This is a genomic window from Brevundimonas sp. BAL450, from assembly GCF_015767455.1.
GTDB lineage: Bacteria > Pseudomonadota > Alphaproteobacteria > Caulobacterales > Caulobacteraceae > Brevundimonas > Brevundimonas abyssalis.
Genome location: NZ_JADWOW010000060.1, coordinates 129,149 through 143,989, shown reverse-complemented (window position 1 = coordinate 143,989; position 14,841 = coordinate 129,149). Strand labels below are relative to the sequence as shown.

The following is a 14,841-nucleotide window of genomic DNA, read 5'->3' as shown; positions in this document are numbered from 1 at the left end:
CTAAGCCTCGCGCCGACATGGCGCGCGAAGGCGCATAACGAGCACGGTCGCGATTGCGTCACAAGAGGCTGTGCGGAATCGGGACAGGGTGATCAGTGATCGGTCAGAGCCTGATCGGCCGGGACCGAATCCCGAAGCGATTCAACGAGGCCGTGATTCAGGCGCTCGAACCTAGTCCCGGGTGGGGTCGGGCTGGTCGGCGTCGCCGTAGGTCAGGGACAGGAAGACGTCCTCCAGATCCGGATCCTCGGTGGCGATGTCGCGGATGGCCACGCCCGCCTTCCTCACCGCCGCCAGCACCTGCTCGACGCTGGATTCGCCGGTGCGGTAGGTGACGGCGAAGGCGCCGTTGGGCCGCCCCTTCACCTCAAAGCCCTTGAGCGTCGGCGCCGTGGCCGAAGGATCCACCGGCGTCACCACCACATTGCGGGTGTCCAGCCGGGTCAGCAGCTGCGCCGTCGGCTCGCACGCCACCACCCGGCCCCGATTGACGATGGCGATGGTGTCGCAAAGCTCCTGGGCCTCCTCCAGATAGTGGGTGGTCAGCAGGATGGTCACGCCCTCGGCGTTGATTCTGCGGACATATTCCCAGAGCTGGCGGCGCAGCTCCACGTCCACCCCGGCGGTGGGTTCGTCCAGGATCAGGATCGGCGGATTGTGCACCAGGGCCTTGGCCACCATCAGCCGCCGCTTCATGCCGCCCGACAGCGCGCGTACATAGGCATTGGCCTTGTCCGACAGGCCCAGCGCCGCCAGCAGCTCGTCCGAGCGCCGCTCATTCGCCGGCACGCCGTAGAATCCAGCCTGCACCTCCAGCGCCTCCCGGGGCGTGAAGAACACGTCCGCCACGATCTCCTGCGGCACCACGCCCAGGGCCGCGCGGGCGTCGCGGGGGCGCTCGTCGATGTCGCGGCCCCAGATGGCGACGGTCCCGCCGGATTTCTTCACCACCCCGGCCAGGATGTTGATCAGGGTCGATTTGCCCGCCCCGTTCGGGCCCAGCAGGCCGAACATGGCGCCGCGCGGCACCACCAGGTCCACGCCGTGCAGCGCCGTCTTGGGCGGCGATTTGCGGTTGCCGGCGTAGGTCTTCTCAAGCCCCCGGACCTCGATGGCGTTGTCGGGCAGGGGGGCGTCGGATCGGGTCATGGGCGGTGTCGGCTCGGTCGCGAGAGGGAAATCGTTAGCGTTCGCGTAAAATTGACGGCTTAAGGCGTGGGCCGTAGGTATGCCGCCTTCCTCCCCACGCCAAGGTCATGAGCCCGATTATGCCCCCGCGCCACCCCGACATCGCCGTTCCGCCGCCCGAACAGATCGTGGTCAGCACCAGGCGCGTGGCCTGTGACGGCGGGGGCGGGGCGCTCGGCCACCCGCTGGTCTATATGGACATGGGCGACGAAAACTTCGTGGAATGCGGCTATTGCGACCGCCGCTTCGTGCTCAGCGCCCATCCGGCGCCTGAGAACGAATATCTGGATCCGGCGCCGCGCCACGACGAGGCGCACTGAGCATGCGCTATCTGCACACCATGGTCCGGGTGAAGGATCTCGACGCCTCGCTGCGCTTCTACTGCGACCTGCTGGGCCTCGAGGAGGTGCGACGCATGGACAATGAGAAGGGCCGCTTCACCCTGGTGTTCCTGTCCGCACCCAGGGACAAGACGCGCTCGGCCGCCGAACGCGCGCCCGAACTGGAGCTGACGTTCAACTGGGATCCCGAGGAGTACGCCGGCGGCCGCAATTTCGGCCACCTGGCCTACAAGGTCGACGACGTCTATGCGGCCTGCCGGCGGCTCATGGACGGCGGCGTCGTCATCAATCGCCCCCCGCGCGACGGCAACATGGCCTTCGTCCGCTCCCCGGACGGCATCTCCATCGAGCTGCTGCAGGAGGGCGAACCCCTCGCCCCAGCCGAACCGTGGGCCTCCATGTCCAATACGGGCAGCTGGTGATACCCTGCCCGCAATGACGCGAACGGTCCTCCCCAACCGCACAGCGCCGATCCTCGCCGCCGTCCTCGGGGCGGCGCTGACGGCCGCCTGCGCCTCCACCACCGAGACCAATCCCTCGCGCACGGCGACCGAGCAGCTTCTGGTGGCGCGGGCGACGGACCGGGCGGTGGACAATCTGACACTGCCGATCCCCGACGGCGCCGTGGTGTTCGTGGACGAAACCTATTTCCGCGCCGAGGCGGCCCCCTACGCCGTCAGCGCCATTCGCGCCGCCCTGTCGGAGGCCGGCTACGCCCTGGCCCGCAACCGCGACCAGGCCGATGTGATCTTCGAGATCCGCGCCGGCGCACTGTCGCTGGAGCAGATGCGGCGGCTTCTGGGCGTTCCGGCCATGAGCGTGCCCCTGTCCGACTACCGGGTGGTGTCCTTCCCGGAGCTGTCGCTCTACAGCCGCCGGGACCGCACCGGCGTGGCGGAGTTCTCCGGCTTCGTCTACCGAGCCGAGGACGGGGCCCCCATCGCCGCCGTGGCCCCCATGATCGGCCAGTACACGATCCGCAGCCACCGCCTGCTGATGATGATGACCTGGGGCCAGCAGTACGCCGAGCCGGGCGAGCAGGACCCCGGCGAAAGCTGGTGGGAATTCTAGGCCGTCAGGTCGTCAGAACCACCTTGCCGGTGTGCGAGCCGGACTCCAGGCGCCGGTGCGCCGCCGCCGCCTCCTCCAGCGGAAAGACCCTGTCCACGATCGGCTTGATCCGCCCGTCCGCGACCCACGGCCAGAGCGTGGCCTCGACCGCCTCGGCCAGGCGGGCCTTCTCGTCCGCGGCGCGCGCCCTGAGCGTGGACCCGGTCAGGGTCAGACGGCTCCGCATCAGGCGGGACAGGTCCACCTGGGCCAGATTCCCCGACTGGAAGGCGATGACCACCCAGCGGCCGCCCGGCTTCAGCGCCTTCAGGTTCTGCTCCGCATAGGCGGCGCCCACCATGTCCAGCACCACGTCCGCCCCGCCCGCCTCCTGGACCGCCTCGAGGAACCGGCCGTCCGAGGCGTCGATGGAGACATCGGCGCCCAGATCCCGGGACGCCCTCGCCTTGTCGGCGCCGCGCGAGGTGGCGATGACCCGCGCGCCCGCCGCCCGGGCCGCCTGGATCGCCATGACCCCGATGCCCGAGGTGGCGCCGTGCACCAGCAGGGTCTCGCCCGCCGTCAGGCGTCCGTCCTCGAACACATTGGTGAAGACGGTGAAGGCGGTTTCGGGCAGGGCCGCGGCCTGGATGAAATCCAGACCCGCCGGAACGGGCAGCACATGGCGCGCATCGACCACCGCATGGTCCGCATAGCCGCCGCCGCCCAGAAGGGCGCAGACCCGGTCGCCGGGCCGCCAGCGGGTCACATCCGCCCCCACGGCCTCGATCTCGCCGGCGACTTCCAGCCCGAGGATGTCGGACGCGCCCTCGGGCGGCGGATACAGACCCTTGCGCTGCAGGATGTCGGGACGGTTCACCCCGGCCGCCCGCACACGGATCCGGACCTGTCCCGGCCCCGGTTCGGGCGTCGGCCGCTCGCCGACGACCAGCGCTTCGGCCTCGCCCGCGCCGCCCCTGATCTCGATCACGCGCATGCATGCTCCCTTGCAATCCCGAGCGCCCCGGCGCTTTCATAGGGGGTCAGGGGATGAGCGCAAGGCGAGGGAGACGGCGATGGTTTTCGATGATCTGGACCCCCGGCCGGCCCGTGGCGCGGCTGTGGCCGCCCTGGGCCGCGAGGACCTGGACCTCTATTCCGTCGAGGAGCTCGATGAGCGCATCGAGGGGCTGAAAGTCGAGATCGCACGCTGTGAGCGGGCGCGCGAAGGCAAGCAGTCGCAAAAGAGCGCCGCCGACGCCCTGTTCAGCTTCAAATCCTGAAATCGGACCGCCTGTGTGGGCTTTATTGGCACATGGGTTGCAAAGCAGGCCATGAGGGCGCCAGCATGGGCGCCGTAATCGGGCGCCGTCCGGGAATTGTGCATGTCTGAGTTGACCGCCGAGGACTCCATGACGGGCGTCGCCGTACAGGGCGGATCCGGGGGCGATTTTTCGCGCTCGGAGCTGTTCGACCGCACCTTCCAGGAAGGCATGGAGCTGGTGGAGGACACCGCCGCCTATCTGGATGGGGACGGGCGGCGTGAATCCAAGCTCCTGTCCCGCGCGGCGGCTCTGGCCTATGCGGCCGAGAGCATGAAGCTGACCACGCGTCTGATGCAGGTCGCGTCCTGGCTGCTGGTCCAGCGGGCGGTGCGCGAGGGCGACATGACGCCCCAGGCGGCGGGCGAGCGCCGGCACCGGCTGGCCGAGCGCAGGATCGAGAGCACCCCCACCCACGCGGAGCTGCCCATCGCCCTGGTGGAGTATCTGGTCCGGTCCGAGAAGCTGTACGACCGGGTGCTGTATCTGGACCGGCGCATGTACGGCGAAGACGCCGTCACCGCCGGCCCCAATCCCGTCCAGAGCCAGATCGACCGGCTGGCCGCAGCCTTCGGCGGCTGAACCCCGGTCTTACGGACCCACGTCCTCTTCATCCGGCTGGGCGGCGGAGACCGGCTGCGGCAGGCTGAGGTGGATGCCCAGGGCCTCGGCCAGACGGGCGTCGCGGTTGTAGACGTCCTCGCGGAACGCCACCCGGCCCTGCCCGTCCACGAAGGCGGTCCAGTACAGCAGGCGCACGCTGATCTCGCGGCCCGTCTCCACCCGCTGGGTGCGGCGGCTGTCCAGTGCCGTGTCGAACTGCGACAGGCGCGAGGGATCCGGCGCCAGCAGAAGCCGCGCGAAATCCACCGCATTCTGGACCCGCACGCAGCCGTGGCTGCGATGGCGGAAGGCGCTGTTGAAGGCGGCCTTGGACGGGGTGTCGTGCAGGAAGATGGCGTGGCTGTCGCGCAGCTCGAACTTCACATAGCCCAGGGCCGCGTTGGGCCCGGCGCGCTGGACCACATTGCCCGCCGGGGCGATGTACATGTTCTGGGACGCCAGATAGGCCGGGCCGCGGGGCAGGATTTCGTTCCTGGCGATGGAGGCCGGCACATACCAGGGCGGATTGGCCACCACCGAGGCGAAGGGCTTCTCCAGGCTGGGCGTCTGGTTGTTGGCGGTGCCGACCACGACCCGGTTGGAGTGCACCGGACGGTCGTCCTTCCAGTAGACCATGATGGCGGCCGCGGTGTTCACCTCGATGCGCTCGGGCGACAGTTCGCGCTTGAGCCAGCGGCGGCGCTCCAGGTTCAGGGCGATCTGGCGGGCCCGGTCCTCGGCCGAGGCCGACAGGGAGCGCTGGGTCGCCGGGCCGATGCGCCCGTCCACGCCCAGGCCATGCCGCAGCTGGAAGCCGCGCACCGCCTCCTCCAGTTCGGGGCCGTAGACGTCGCCGTTCAGGGCCAGGGTGCGTCCCTGCCCCTCGGTCAGGTCGCCCTCGGCCACAAGCCGGGCGCGCAGGGCCGGGATGCGCCGGTCCGAGGCGCCCGGTTCGATGGTGCCTCCTTGTGCGAACGCCGGCCAGCCGCCGGTTTCGCGGATCAGGCGGCGATAGCGCACATAGCCCGCCGACAGATTGGTGTAGCCGATGTCGGTGGGGGCCAGGGCCTCGAACCAGTCCAGAAGCCGGTCCCGCGACACGGCGTCGTGCAGGCCTGCGGCCAGATCGACCCGGTTCTTCTGCATCTCCCAGAGGTTCTCGACCGTCTCGGGGCGCACCGCGCCTTCGGCCAGAACCCGGGCGTATCCGAGCGCTGCGATCGAGGTGCGGATATCGGCGCTGGCCGGATCGGAGGCCAGACCGGCGAAGTCGAAATGGTCCGCGCCGGACAGGCCGTGACGCTCGGACCGCTCGGCCACCTGACCCAGGGTGCGCAGGCGGGGCGCCGTCCAGATCGGCCGCCAGCCGGCCATCTCGTAAAGCCGGCGCAGTTCCGGCTGAAGCGCGGCGGGGGCGCGGGTCAGCTGGCTGTTGAAGCTGTCATAGAAGGCGCGCGCCGCGGGGTCGCGCGGCGGCTGAGGCTCAACCGTCACGCCCGGCTGGCTCGTATAGGGCGTCTGGGCCTGAACGGCCGAAGCCAGGGCCGAGGCGGCCGCCGCCAGGGTCAATTGCCGTCGATTCATAACCATCAAGAGCCCAGTCCAGTCCGGCGCCGTCCGCCGGGACGCCCCCATTTATTCCAACACCCCAAGCTTACCGGCGTTCCGGCCAAACAAAAAGCGCCGGTCGGCTGACCGGCGCTCTTGTTGGTCGCGGCTGTGGCCCGAAGGCCGCGCCTTACTTCTTGAGGAAGCCGCCGTACTTGTTGGTGAAGCGCGACACGCGGCCGCCGCGGTCCAGCAGGGTCTGGTTGCCGCCGGTCCAGGCCGGGTGGGTGGACGGATCGATGTCCAGGTTCAGGGTCGCGCCTTCCTTGCCGTAGGTCGAGCGCGTCTGGTAGGTGGTCCCGTCGGTCATCACCACGGTGATGAAGTGATAGTCGGGATGGGTGTCCTTTTTCATCGGTCCGGCGTGTCCTGATTAGCGCCCCGTGACTGGGTCGGGACGATACCGACCGTCCGCGCGCAAAAAATGGAAACCCGCCGGAAGCCCCGGCGGGAGAGGGGCGGCGTTTACACCCATGGGCCTTATGAGGCAAGAGGCGCGGCCATGACCGCCACGCCGCCGCCATCCCGCGCCGACCTCGACCGTCCCAGCCCAGGCGCGGTCCTGGCCGAATCCATGACCGAGGCCGCCGAACGACGCGGACGGCGGCGCGACGTTCGTCCCCTGGGGCGGCTTCTGCCGTTCCTGGTGCGCCACAAGGGCAGCGCCCTGATCGCCGGATTCTGGCTGGCGGTGTCCACCATGGCCTCGCTCGGCCTGACCATCACCGCGCGGGGGGCCATCGACAACGGCTTCGCCCAGGGCGGCGCGGACCTGGACGTCTGGTTCCTGGTGCTGGGCGCCAATGCGGTGGGTCTGGGGCTGGCCACGGCCCTGCGCTATTTCTACGTCACCAAGACCGGCGAGCGCATGATCGCCGACCTGCGCCAGGCCCTGTTCGGCCGCATCCTGAGGCTGGATCCCGCCTTCTTCACCCACATGCGCACCGGCGAGGTGCTGTCGCGCCTGACCACCGACATCCAGATGGTGGACTCGCTTCTGACCACCTCGGTCTCCTATGCGCTCAGGAACGTGCTGACCCTGATCGGGGCGACCATCCTGCTGCTCATCGTCAGTCCCAAGCTGACCGGCATGGTCATGCTGATCACGCCGTTGCTGCTCGGCCCGCTGTTCCTGTTCGGCCGCAAGGTCCGGGCCCTGACCGTGGAGTCCCAGGACCGGTTCGCCGGCGCCGTGGGCTTCGCGGGCGAGAGCGTCGACGCCATCGAGACGGTCCAGGCGTTCGGCCGCGAGGCGTCAGCCCGCGCCCGCTTCGATCGCGCCGTGGAATCCGCCTTCGCCGCCTCCCTGCGGCGCATGAACGCCCGCGCCTGGATGACGGCCCTGGTCATCGTGGTCATGTTTGGCGGCGTCAGCCTGGTCCTCTGGCTCGGCGCGCGCGACGTGGTGGCGGGGGTTATGACGCCCGGCGCGCTGTTGCAGTTCGTCCTGCTGTCGGTGTTCGCCGCCGGGGCCGTCGGCGCCCTGGGCGAGAGCTGGGGCGACGTTCAGAAGGCCGCCGGGGCCATGGACCGCATCGACGAGCTGATGAAGGCCGAGCCCTCCATCGCCACGCCGCCCCACCCCTCGCCCCTGCCCGACCCGCCGCGCGGCGAGGTCTCCATGAGCGGCGTGTCCTTCGCCTATCCGGGACGGCCGGATCTGCCGGCCCTGGAAGGCTTCGACCTGACGGTGCGCCCCGGCGAGACCGTGGCCCTGGTGGGCCCCTCGGGCGCCGGCAAGTCCACGGTGTTCCGCCTGCTGCTGCGGTTCTACGATCCCCAGACCGGGACCGTGCGGGTCGACGGGGTTGATGTGCGCGAGGCCGATCCCGGCGCCGTGCGCGAGCGCTTCGCCTGGGTCTCCCAGGAAGCCCCGCTGTTCTCGGAATCGGCGATCGAGAACATCCGCTTCGGCCGCGAGGACGTGCGCCTTGAGGAGGCCCGCGACGCCGCCGAGCGGGCCCAGGCCCTGACCTTCCTGGACGCCTTGCCGGAGGGCTTCGACACGCCGCTGGGCGAGCGCGGCCGTTCCCTGTCCGGCGGCCAGCGCCAGCGTCTGGCCATCGCCCGCGCGCTGGTCCGGAACGCCCCTATCCTGCTGCTGGACGAGGCCACCAGCGCCCTGGACGCCGAGAACGAACGTCTGGTCCAGGCCGCCCTCGATCAGGCCATGGAGGGCCGCACCACCCTGGTCATCGCCCACCGCTTGGCCACGGTCCTGCGCGCGGACCGCATCGTGGTCATGGACGGGGGCAAGGTGGTGGAGGAGGGGACCCATGCCGAGCTGATGGCCCAACGGGGCCTGTACGCCCGGCTGGCGGATCTGCAGTTCCGGACCCGGTGAGCCGGCGCGCGGAACATGGTATCATGGGCTCCGGATGAACCGCCGCTTCCGCGACGTGTTTGAGCCGTATGAACAATCTCGGGAGACTGACATGCGCATCGCGTTGCTTGCCCTCGCCGCCATCACCCTGACGGCCTGCGCCACCGGCGCCGGCGGGGACCGCTATAACGACGAACTGGACCGCCTCAGCCAGTCCTGCCAGGAGCGGGGCGGCATCCTCACCCCCGCCGGCACCCAGAGCGGACGGCCCAACACCGACTATGTCTGCGAAATTCGCGGCGCCGGCGGCAGCCTGCCCAGGGACTGAGCCCTTCACGCCGCAGCGGGCGCGGACTAGACCGGGGTCATGACCGATCCCATGGCCCCCTCCGCGCCCCTCGCCGGCGTTCGAGTCCTCGACCTGTCCCGTGTCCTGGCCGGACCCTGGGCCACGCAGCTGCTGGCCGATCTCGGCGCTGAGGTGATCAAGATCGAGCGGCCGGGGGCGGGCGACGACACCCGCCACTGGGGCCCGCCCTTCACCACCCGCACCGACGGCGCGCCCGGCGACGCCGCCTATTTCCTGTGCGCCAACCGGGGCAAGCAGTCGGTGGCCCTGGACATCGCCAGCCCCGAGGGCGCGGACCTCATCCGCCGCATGGCCGTCGACGCCGATGTTCTGGTCGAGAATTTCAAGACCGGCGGCCTGAAGAAGTACGGCCTCGATTTCGACAGCCTGAAAGCGGTCAATCCGAAGCTGGTCTATTGCTCCATCACCGGCTTCGGCCAGACCGGGCCCCGCGCCCGCCAGGCGGGCTATGACTACATGATCCAGGCCATGGGCGGGCTGATGTCCGTCACCGGCCAGCCGGACGGCGCGCCGGGCGCCGAGCCCATGAAGGTTGGGGTGGCGGTGGCTGACCTGTTCACCGGCCTGTATGCCTCCAACGCCATCCTCGCCGCCCTGCATGCAGCGCGCGCGTCGGGCCAGGGCCGCCACATCGACATCGCCCTGTTCGACGTGCAGGCGGCCATGCTGGCCAATCAGGCCACCAATTATTTCGTGTCGGGGACGGCCCCCACCCGCATGGGCAACGCCCACCCCAATCTGTCGCCCTATCAGCCGTTCCCCTGCAGCGACGGCAGGGTGGTGATCGCCGTGGGCAATGACGGCCAGTTCCGCGCCCTGTGCCAGGCCTTAGGCGAGCCGGATCTGGGGACCGACGACCGCTTCGCCGCCAATGCCGGACGTGTGGCCAACCGCGACCAGCTGGGCCCCATCCTGTCGGCCCTGACCGCGCCCCTGACCATGGCCGCCCTGATGCAGCGGCTGGAGCAGGCGGGCGTGCCCTGCGGTCCCGTCAATACGGTGGATCAGGTCTTCGCCGAGCCCCAGGCCGTGGCGCGGGGCCTGACCGTCGAACAGACCCGCCCCGACCTGAACGCCCCCGTCCGCACGGTGGCCAGCCCTATCCGCATGGACGGCGCGCCGCTGGTCAGCGACCGCCCGCCGCCCGCCCTGGGCGAACACACGGATGCGGTGCTGGCGCGCTACGGCAAGCCCGACCGGGCCTGAGCCGCCGTCACTCCAGGCACACCACCTGGGCCACGCGCAGATCGCGGCGCAGGCGGTCGGCGACGCGGTAATAGTTGTCGATGGTGACCGGCTCGCCCATGGCCTGTTCCCCCGCCCGCACCGTGCCGCGCAGCACCGGGCCCAGGGTGTCGGGGGCGGTGGTGTAGATGCGGCCCCGGCGCGGCGCCTCGGCGATGGTCACCCCGATCACCCGGCCCTGCCGGTCCATGGCCGGCGCGCCGGACAACCCCGACAGGGTGCCCGCCAGGCCGTCGGTGCGGCCCACCTCGGCCCAGGCCAGCACCGGTTCGTCCCGGGCGCCGCGCCCGGAGATGCGCAGGGTCTCGCGGCCCAGAAGGCGCGAGGTCACCTCGCCCGGGCCTCCTTGCGGATAGCCGGGATGGAACGCCCGCTGGCCCTGACGCAGGGGCGCCTCCAGCGCCAGGGGCATGGCCGTGGGGCCGCCGTCGGTGATCAGCAGGGCCACGTCCGCGCGCGGCGCCAGACGCACGTCTGCCGCCACCGCGCGCCCGCCGCCGATGATCAGGGCGGGCCGGGGGCAGCCCTCCACCACATGGCGCGCGGTCAGCCAGCGGCCTTCCGACGAAATGGCGAAGGCGGTGCCCATGGAGGGCTGGAAATGGGGCGGGGTCTCCACCATCACCATCGGATCGAACGGGGTGACGGGGCCCAGCAACGCGCCCTCGGCCTCGTCCGGAGGAGGCGGTGCGGGCGGATTGTAGACCCGCTCGCGCCGGGTGGTGGCGACCATCAGCAGGGCCAGCACGACAACCCCGTAGATCAGCCAGTCTGGAACCCTGGGAAAGCGCACTTGGCGGGTCTGGCCTCCCTCAGCCGGTCAGGGCCGCGGCCAGGATCAGGGCCGTGGCGACCTTGGCGGCGACCAGCAGCGCCGCCGCGGGGACCTCGCCGTCCTGGATGCGCTGGGGCAGGCCGGTCAGGACCATGTCCACCACGCGGAACGCCAGCAGCTGCATGACGACGGTGGCCACGCCCCAGATGACGATGTCGCGCACCGAGGTGGACACCGACAGCGAAACCGACAGGGGAATGGCCAGGCCCACCAGCACCCCGCCCAGGGCCACGGCCGCGGCCGCATTGCCCTCGCGGATCAGGGCGATCTCCTTCCACGGCGTCAGCAGCGCATAGACCGTGACCCCGGCGAACAGCAGGCCGAGCGTCACCGCCGCATGCATCAGGGCGATGGGAAACCCTGCGGCGAAGGCCTGGACCTCCGGGCTGGACAGACTGGGAACGAGCGACTGCGGATCCATGGCGCTTCATATAGGGACGAAGGGTGTGGAAAGCCTTGCCCGACTCCCGGGCCAATCCGCAAGCGCACACGGGTCACACGGCGAGGAATTCGCCGATGGGTTGTCAGGTGCGCGGTTTCAGGCCGCGGCTTCGGACTCCGGGGCCGCGCGCCGCGCGCTGGCCCGCAGCTTCTCGCTTTCGGACTTCAGCTGGCCGCAGGCGGCCAGGATGTCGCGCCCGCGCGGGGTGCGGATCGGGCTGGCGTAACCGGCCTTGTTCAGGATGGCGGCGAAGCGCTCGATGGTCTTCCAGTCCGAGCACTCGTAATCGGTCCCCGGCCACGGATTGAACGGGATCAGATTGACCTTGGCCGGAATGCCCTGGATCAGCTTGACCAGGGCCCAGGCCTCCTCGGGGCTGTCGTTGACGCCCTTCAGCATGACGTATTCGAACGTCACCCGCCGCGCGTTGGAGAGGCCCGGATAGGCCCGGATGCCCGCCATCAGCTGTTCGAGATCGTACTTCTTGTTCAGCGGCACCAGCACATCGCGCAGGGCGTCGTTGGTGGCGTGCAGGCTGATGGCCAGCATGGCCTGGGTCCGCGTGCCCAGCGCGTCCAGCTGCGGCACGACGCCGGAGGTGGAGACCGTGATCCGGCGCCGCGACAGGGCGATGCCCTCATTGTCCGAGATGATGTCGATGGCGTCGGCGACATGGTCGAGATTGTAGAGCGGCTCGCCCATGCCCATGAACACGATGTTGGACAGGCGGCGGTCTTCCTTGGGGGACGGCCATTCGTCCAGATCGTCCCGCGCCACCTGCACCTGGGCCACGATCTCGGCGGCGGTCAGGTTGCGCACCAGCTTCTGGGTGCCGGTGTGGCAGAAGGTGCAGTTGAGGGTGCAGCCGACCTGCGACGAGACGCACAGGGCCCCGGCCCGGCCCACGTCGGGAATGTAGACAGCCTCGATCTCGATGCCCGGCGCGGTGCGGATCAGCCATTTGCGGGTGCCGTCCTTCGACACCTGACGCTCTACGATCTCGGGGCGGGCCAGGGTGAAGGCCTCGGCCAGCTTGGCCTGGGTGTCCTTCGCGATATTGCTCATCGCCGCGAAGTCGGTGACGCCGTAGTGGTGGATCCAGCCCCAGATCTGGCTCGCGCGCATCTTCGCCTTCTCCGGCGGGCAGATGTCGGCGTCGATCAGGGCCTGACGCAGGCCCGCGCGCGTCAATCCGGACAGATTGACGGGGGCGGCGACGGCCGCGCCTGAAACACGCGAAAGATCGAGGGTCACGCCCACGGGCAAGGGTCCATGCGTTGGAGGGAGGCCGCCCCTATAGCACGAAACGGAGCGGATTTAAGGTGGGGGCGGATGGGGCGTTGCTCAAGCCTGAGCCCGTATATATGATACGCATATAAATCATATATTCCGGAGCGCTCCCCATGGGCATCGTCAACATCGAGGATGAGCTGCACGAGCAGCTGCGCCGGGCCAGCCGGGCGTCGTGCCGATCAATCAACGGCCAGGCCGCGTTCTGGATCAGGCTGGGCATGCTGTGCGAGCTGAACCCCGGCCTCACCTTTCAGGAACTGGTGGCGCGCGAGCTGAAGGCGGCGGGCGTCGAGGCCCCCGGCCTGACCGCCGCTGCATGACCAAGAGCCCGGCCGAGGTCGCGCTCATGGCCGAATCCGGCCGCCTGCTCGCCTCTGTGTTCACCCATCTGGACGGCCTGCCGCTGGCGGGCATGAGCACGCTGGAGATCAACGACCGGGTCGAGGCCTTCATCGTGGATCAGTTGAACGCCCGGCCCGCCAGCAAGGGTCAGTACGGCTACGGCTTTGTGCTGAACAGCTCGCGCAATGCGGTGGTCTGCCACGGCGTGCCGTCCGCCGATGAGGTCCTCGGCGACGGCGACATCGTCAATCTGGACATCACCCTGGAGAAGAACGGCTTCATCGCCGATTCCAGCAAGACATACCTGATCGGAACCGTGTCCGCCCCGGCCCGGCGGCTGGTGCGCACCACATACGAAGCCCTGTGGAAGGGCGTCTCCGCCGTCCGCCCCGGCGCCCGCCTCGGCGACATCGGCCACGCCATCGAGCGGCATGCCAGGCGGGCGGGCTATTCGGTGGTGCGGGAGTACTGCGGCCACGGCATCGGTCGCGAGATGCACGAGGCGCCCCAGGTGCTGCATTTCGGAAAACCCGGAACCGGCCTGATCCTGAAGGAGGGCATGACCTTCACCATCGAGCCCATGCTCAATCAGGGTCGTGCGGCGGTCTGCACCGAGGACGACGGCTGGACCGTCGTCACCGCCGACGGCAAGCTCTCCGCCCAGTTCGAACACACCGTTGCCGTCACCGGAACCGGCGTGCACGTGCTGACGCTTCGGCCGGAGGAGCGCCGATCAGCAGCCTAGGTGGTGAAGGCGGGGCGAACTCCAGCCCAACCCATCCATTCGTCATCGCCGGGCTTGTCCCGGCGATCCATACCCTCGGACGGGTCCGGGCGAGCCCTGAACGCCAAGTGAGTATGGATTCCCGGCACAAGGCCGGGAATGACGATTTGGGGGCCATGAACCTCAAACCTCGGCGCCCAGCGCCTCCCCCAGAAACCCCGCAAACCGTTTCAGCGCCTCGTCGGTCAGGGCTTGGTCGTGGCGCATGGGGCCGGCGCCGGTGGGTTCGTCGAAGGCGTGGGTGCCGTCCACGGTCCAGCGTTCGATCTCCACATGGCCGCAGGCCACGTCCAGCACTCGCTCGGCGTTGCGCACCGTGGTCAGGTGATCGCGCGCGGCGATGACGGCCAGGGTTTTCGGACAGTGGCGCCAGGGCCGGAACCGCCCCGTCGCCGCCACCCCCACATAGGGATAGGCCAGAAACACCGCCTTCACCCCAGACAGGTCGGCCGCCGCCGGATCGCGCAGCAGCATCTCGCCGGCCATCTCCCGCGGCGCGCTCAAGGCCTCCATGATGGCCCAGCCCCCGTGGCTCCAGCCCGCCAGGCCCAGCCGGGACCCATCCACGTCGGGCCGTTGCGACAGGCCCTGGATGGCCGCCATCACATCCCCAGCCCGCGCCCAGCCGCGCAGGCGCACCCCGGTGCAGACGGTGGCCAGGGCGAAGGCCCGGCTCCATCCGCGCGCGCCGAAACTGTCGATGATGAAGGCGCGTATCCCCGCCGCCTTCGCCGCCTCGGCGTACAGGGGCAGGTGAGCCCTCAGCCCCCCGCAGCCGTGGAACAACAGCACCGCCGGCCGCGCCCGGTCGTCGTCGGGCCCCACATGTTGCGTGTGCGGCTCCAGCATCGCCCAGCGCTCGGCGGTGGTGTCCATGGGGGCTCCTTCAGCAACAGCGGCAGGCCGCCGCCCACCCTAGTCCGTCATCCCCGGCCTTGTCCCCGGGGTCCGGAGGTTCCCAAATGCGGCTGCGTCCGCATCTTTTTGATCCCACTGCTCCCGGCGCCCTTACACTGGGCGCCGGTGGACATGGAGCGGGAGGACGATTTCAGACGATTCAGACAATTCAGACCCTGTTTTTTTGAGTCCGGAGTC

At 69.8% G+C, this 14,841-nt stretch carries 18 protein-coding genes; 10 read left to right on the top strand and 8 right to left on the bottom strand.

What is annotated here, in order from left to right; genetic code table 11:
• Window positions 1-171: 171 nt before the first annotated feature.
• Window positions 172-1,149 (bottom strand): ABC transporter ATP-binding protein, encoded by a 978-nt coding sequence (locus IWC96_RS13570; RefSeq protein ID WP_021696949.1) that lies wholly within the window; start codon window positions 1,147-1,149, stop codon window positions 172-174.
• 119 nt (window positions 1,150-1,268) lie between these two features.
• On the opposite strand from IWC96_RS13570, the gene IWC96_RS13565 reads away from it, so the two are divergent.
• From IWC96_RS13565 to IWC96_RS13555, 3 genes are read left to right on the top strand one after another with little or no spacing between them, the layout of a single operon-like run.
• A complete protein-coding gene (locus IWC96_RS13565; RefSeq protein ID WP_021696948.1) occupies window positions 1,269-1,508 on the top strand; it encodes a zinc-finger domain-containing protein in 240 nt (79 codons plus the stop codon).
• A 2-nt stretch (window positions 1,509-1,510) separates the two neighbouring features.
• The gene (locus IWC96_RS13560; RefSeq protein ID WP_021696947.1) at window positions 1,511-1,951 is read left to right on the top strand and encodes a VOC family protein; all 441 of its coding nucleotides are present in this window, start codon (window positions 1,511-1,513) and stop codon (window positions 1,949-1,951) included.
• A 13-nt stretch (window positions 1,952-1,964) separates the two neighbouring features.
• Window positions 1,965-2,600, top strand: a complete 636-nt coding sequence (locus IWC96_RS13555) for a DUF6655 family protein (RefSeq protein ID WP_196839095.1) — start codon at window positions 1,965-1,967, stop codon at window positions 2,598-2,600.
• A 4-nt stretch (window positions 2,601-2,604) separates the two neighbouring features.
• On the opposite strand, the gene IWC96_RS13550 is transcribed toward IWC96_RS13555, so the two are convergent.
• On the bottom strand, window positions 2,605-3,576 hold the full coding sequence (locus IWC96_RS13550; protein ID WP_021696945.1) for an NAD(P)H-quinone oxidoreductase: 972 nt from the start codon (window positions 3,574-3,576) through the stop codon (window positions 2,605-2,607).
• A 79-nt stretch (window positions 3,577-3,655) separates the two neighbouring features.
• Here IWC96_RS13550 and IWC96_RS13545 point away from each other — a divergent pair, with 79 nt between their 5' ends.
• The gene (locus IWC96_RS13545) at window positions 3,656-3,862 is read left to right on the top strand and encodes a DUF1192 domain-containing protein (RefSeq protein WP_021696944.1); all 207 of its coding nucleotides are present in this window, start codon (window positions 3,656-3,658) and stop codon (window positions 3,860-3,862) included.
• A gap of 129 nt (window positions 3,863-3,991) precedes the next feature.
• A complete protein-coding gene (locus tag IWC96_RS13540) occupies window positions 3,992-4,483 on the top strand; it encodes a DUF1465 family protein (RefSeq protein ID WP_045318920.1) in 492 nt (163 codons plus the stop codon).
• A gap of 9 nt (window positions 4,484-4,492) precedes the next feature.
• On the opposite strand, the gene IWC96_RS13535 is transcribed toward IWC96_RS13540, so the two are convergent.
• Together IWC96_RS13535 and rpmE are read right to left on the bottom strand one after the other, a co-directional pair.
• Entirely contained in the window at window positions 4,493-6,094 is a 1,602-nt protein-coding gene (locus tag IWC96_RS13535; RefSeq protein WP_021696942.1) for a murein L,D-transpeptidase, read from the bottom strand.
• A 148-nt stretch (window positions 6,095-6,242) separates the two neighbouring features.
• On the bottom strand, window positions 6,243-6,467 hold the full coding sequence (gene rpmE, locus IWC96_RS13530) for a 50S ribosomal protein L31 (RefSeq protein WP_021696940.1): 225 nt from the start codon (window positions 6,465-6,467) through the stop codon (window positions 6,243-6,245).
• Between the two features lie 147 nt (window positions 6,468-6,614).
• Between rpmE and IWC96_RS13525 the strand changes: the two genes are divergently transcribed.
• From IWC96_RS13525 to IWC96_RS13515, 3 genes are all read left to right on the top strand, one after another.
• Window positions 6,615-8,456 carry an ABC transporter transmembrane domain-containing protein gene (locus IWC96_RS13525; RefSeq protein ID WP_196839094.1) on the top strand — a complete coding sequence of 614 codons (1,842 nt, stop codon included), beginning with the start codon at window positions 6,615-6,617 and terminating at the stop codon, window positions 8,454-8,456.
• Between the two features lie 91 nt (window positions 8,457-8,547).
• Entirely contained in the window at window positions 8,548-8,763 is a 216-nt protein-coding gene (locus tag IWC96_RS13520) for a hypothetical protein (protein ID WP_021696938.1), read from the top strand.
• A 39-nt stretch (window positions 8,764-8,802) separates the two neighbouring features.
• On the top strand, window positions 8,803-10,011 hold the full coding sequence (locus tag IWC96_RS13515) for a CaiB/BaiF CoA-transferase family protein (RefSeq protein ID WP_231379078.1): 1,209 nt from the start codon (window positions 8,803-8,805) through the stop codon (window positions 10,009-10,011).
• Window positions 10,012-10,018: 7 nt separating this feature from the next.
• Here the strand turns inward: IWC96_RS13515 and IWC96_RS13510 are convergent, their stop codons facing one another.
• The 3 genes from IWC96_RS13510 to rlmN form a co-directional block, all read right to left on the bottom strand.
• A complete protein-coding gene (locus IWC96_RS13510) occupies window positions 10,019-10,843 on the bottom strand; it encodes a serine protease (RefSeq protein ID WP_021696936.1) in 825 nt (274 codons plus the stop codon).
• A gap of 19 nt (window positions 10,844-10,862) precedes the next feature.
• Window positions 10,863-11,306: a DUF350 domain-containing protein gene (locus IWC96_RS13505; protein WP_021696935.1), complete on the bottom strand. Its 444-nt coding sequence runs from the start codon at window positions 11,304-11,306 to the stop codon at window positions 10,863-10,865.
• Between the two features lie 117 nt (window positions 11,307-11,423).
• Window positions 11,424-12,587, bottom strand: a complete 1,164-nt coding sequence (rlmN, locus tag IWC96_RS13500) for a 23S rRNA (adenine(2503)-C(2))-methyltransferase RlmN (RefSeq protein ID WP_021696934.1) — start codon at window positions 12,585-12,587, stop codon at window positions 11,424-11,426.
• Between the two features lie 143 nt (window positions 12,588-12,730).
• On the opposite strand from rlmN, the gene IWC96_RS13495 reads away from it, so the two are divergent.
• Window positions 12,731-12,940 carry a ParD-like family protein gene (locus IWC96_RS13495; protein ID WP_021696933.1) on the top strand — a complete coding sequence of 70 codons (210 nt, stop codon included), beginning with the start codon at window positions 12,731-12,733 and terminating at the stop codon, window positions 12,938-12,940.
• A complete protein-coding gene (gene map, locus IWC96_RS13490) occupies window positions 12,937-13,707 on the top strand; it encodes a type I methionyl aminopeptidase (RefSeq protein WP_196839093.1) in 771 nt (256 codons plus the stop codon). Before IWC96_RS13495 ends, map begins: the two co-directional genes overlap by 4 nt.
• 162 nt (window positions 13,708-13,869) lie before the next feature.
• Here the strand turns inward: map and IWC96_RS13485 are convergent, their stop codons facing one another.
• Window positions 13,870-14,622, bottom strand: coding sequence for a dienelactone hydrolase family protein (locus IWC96_RS13485; protein WP_196839092.1), 753 nt, complete (start codon window positions 14,620-14,622; stop codon window positions 13,870-13,872).
• Window positions 14,623-14,841: the final 219 nt, after the last annotated feature.

Bases quoted from the DNA above. Each gene is read 5' to 3' on its own strand.
- IWC96_RS13570 (WP_021696949.1), bottom strand. From the start codon at position 1,149: ATGACCCGATCCGACGCCCCCCTGCCCGACAACGCCATCGAGGTCCGG.
- IWC96_RS13565 (WP_021696948.1), top strand. From the start codon at position 1,269: ATGCCCCCGCGCCACCCCGACATCGCCGTTCCGCCGCCCGAACAGATC.
- IWC96_RS13560 (WP_021696947.1), top strand. From the start codon at position 1,511: ATGCGCTATCTGCACACCATGGTCCGGGTGAAGGATCTCGACGCCTCG.
- IWC96_RS13555 (WP_196839095.1), top strand. From the start codon at position 1,965: ATGACGCGAACGGTCCTCCCCAACCGCACAGCGCCGATCCTCGCCGCC.
- IWC96_RS13550 (WP_021696945.1), bottom strand. From the start codon at position 3,576: ATGCGCGTGATCGAGATCAGGGGCGGCGCGGGCGAGGCCGAAGCGCTG.
- IWC96_RS13545 (WP_021696944.1), top strand. From the start codon at position 3,656: ATGGTTTTCGATGATCTGGACCCCCGGCCGGCCCGTGGCGCGGCTGTG.
- IWC96_RS13540 (WP_045318920.1), top strand. From the start codon at position 3,992: ATGACGGGCGTCGCCGTACAGGGCGGATCCGGGGGCGATTTTTCGCGC.
- IWC96_RS13535 (WP_021696942.1), bottom strand. From the start codon at position 6,094: ATGGTTATGAATCGACGGCAATTGACCCTGGCGGCGGCCGCCTCGGCC.
- rpmE (WP_021696940.1), bottom strand. From the start codon at position 6,467: ATGAAAAAGGACACCCATCCCGACTATCACTTCATCACCGTGGTGATG.
- IWC96_RS13525 (WP_196839094.1), top strand. From the start codon at position 6,615: ATGACCGCCACGCCGCCGCCATCCCGCGCCGACCTCGACCGTCCCAGC.
- IWC96_RS13520 (WP_021696938.1), top strand. From the start codon at position 8,548: ATGCGCATCGCGTTGCTTGCCCTCGCCGCCATCACCCTGACGGCCTGC.
- IWC96_RS13515 (WP_231379078.1), top strand. From the start codon at position 8,803: ATGACCGATCCCATGGCCCCCTCCGCGCCCCTCGCCGGCGTTCGAGTC.
- IWC96_RS13505 (WP_021696935.1), bottom strand. From the start codon at position 11,306: ATGGATCCGCAGTCGCTCGTTCCCAGTCTGTCCAGCCCGGAGGTCCAG.
- IWC96_RS13495 (WP_021696933.1), top strand. From the start codon at position 12,731: ATGGGCATCGTCAACATCGAGGATGAGCTGCACGAGCAGCTGCGCCGG.
- map (WP_196839093.1), top strand. From the start codon at position 12,937: ATGACCAAGAGCCCGGCCGAGGTCGCGCTCATGGCCGAATCCGGCCGC.
- IWC96_RS13485 (WP_196839092.1), bottom strand. From the start codon at position 14,622: ATGGACACCACCGCCGAGCGCTGGGCGATGCTGGAGCCGCACACGCAA.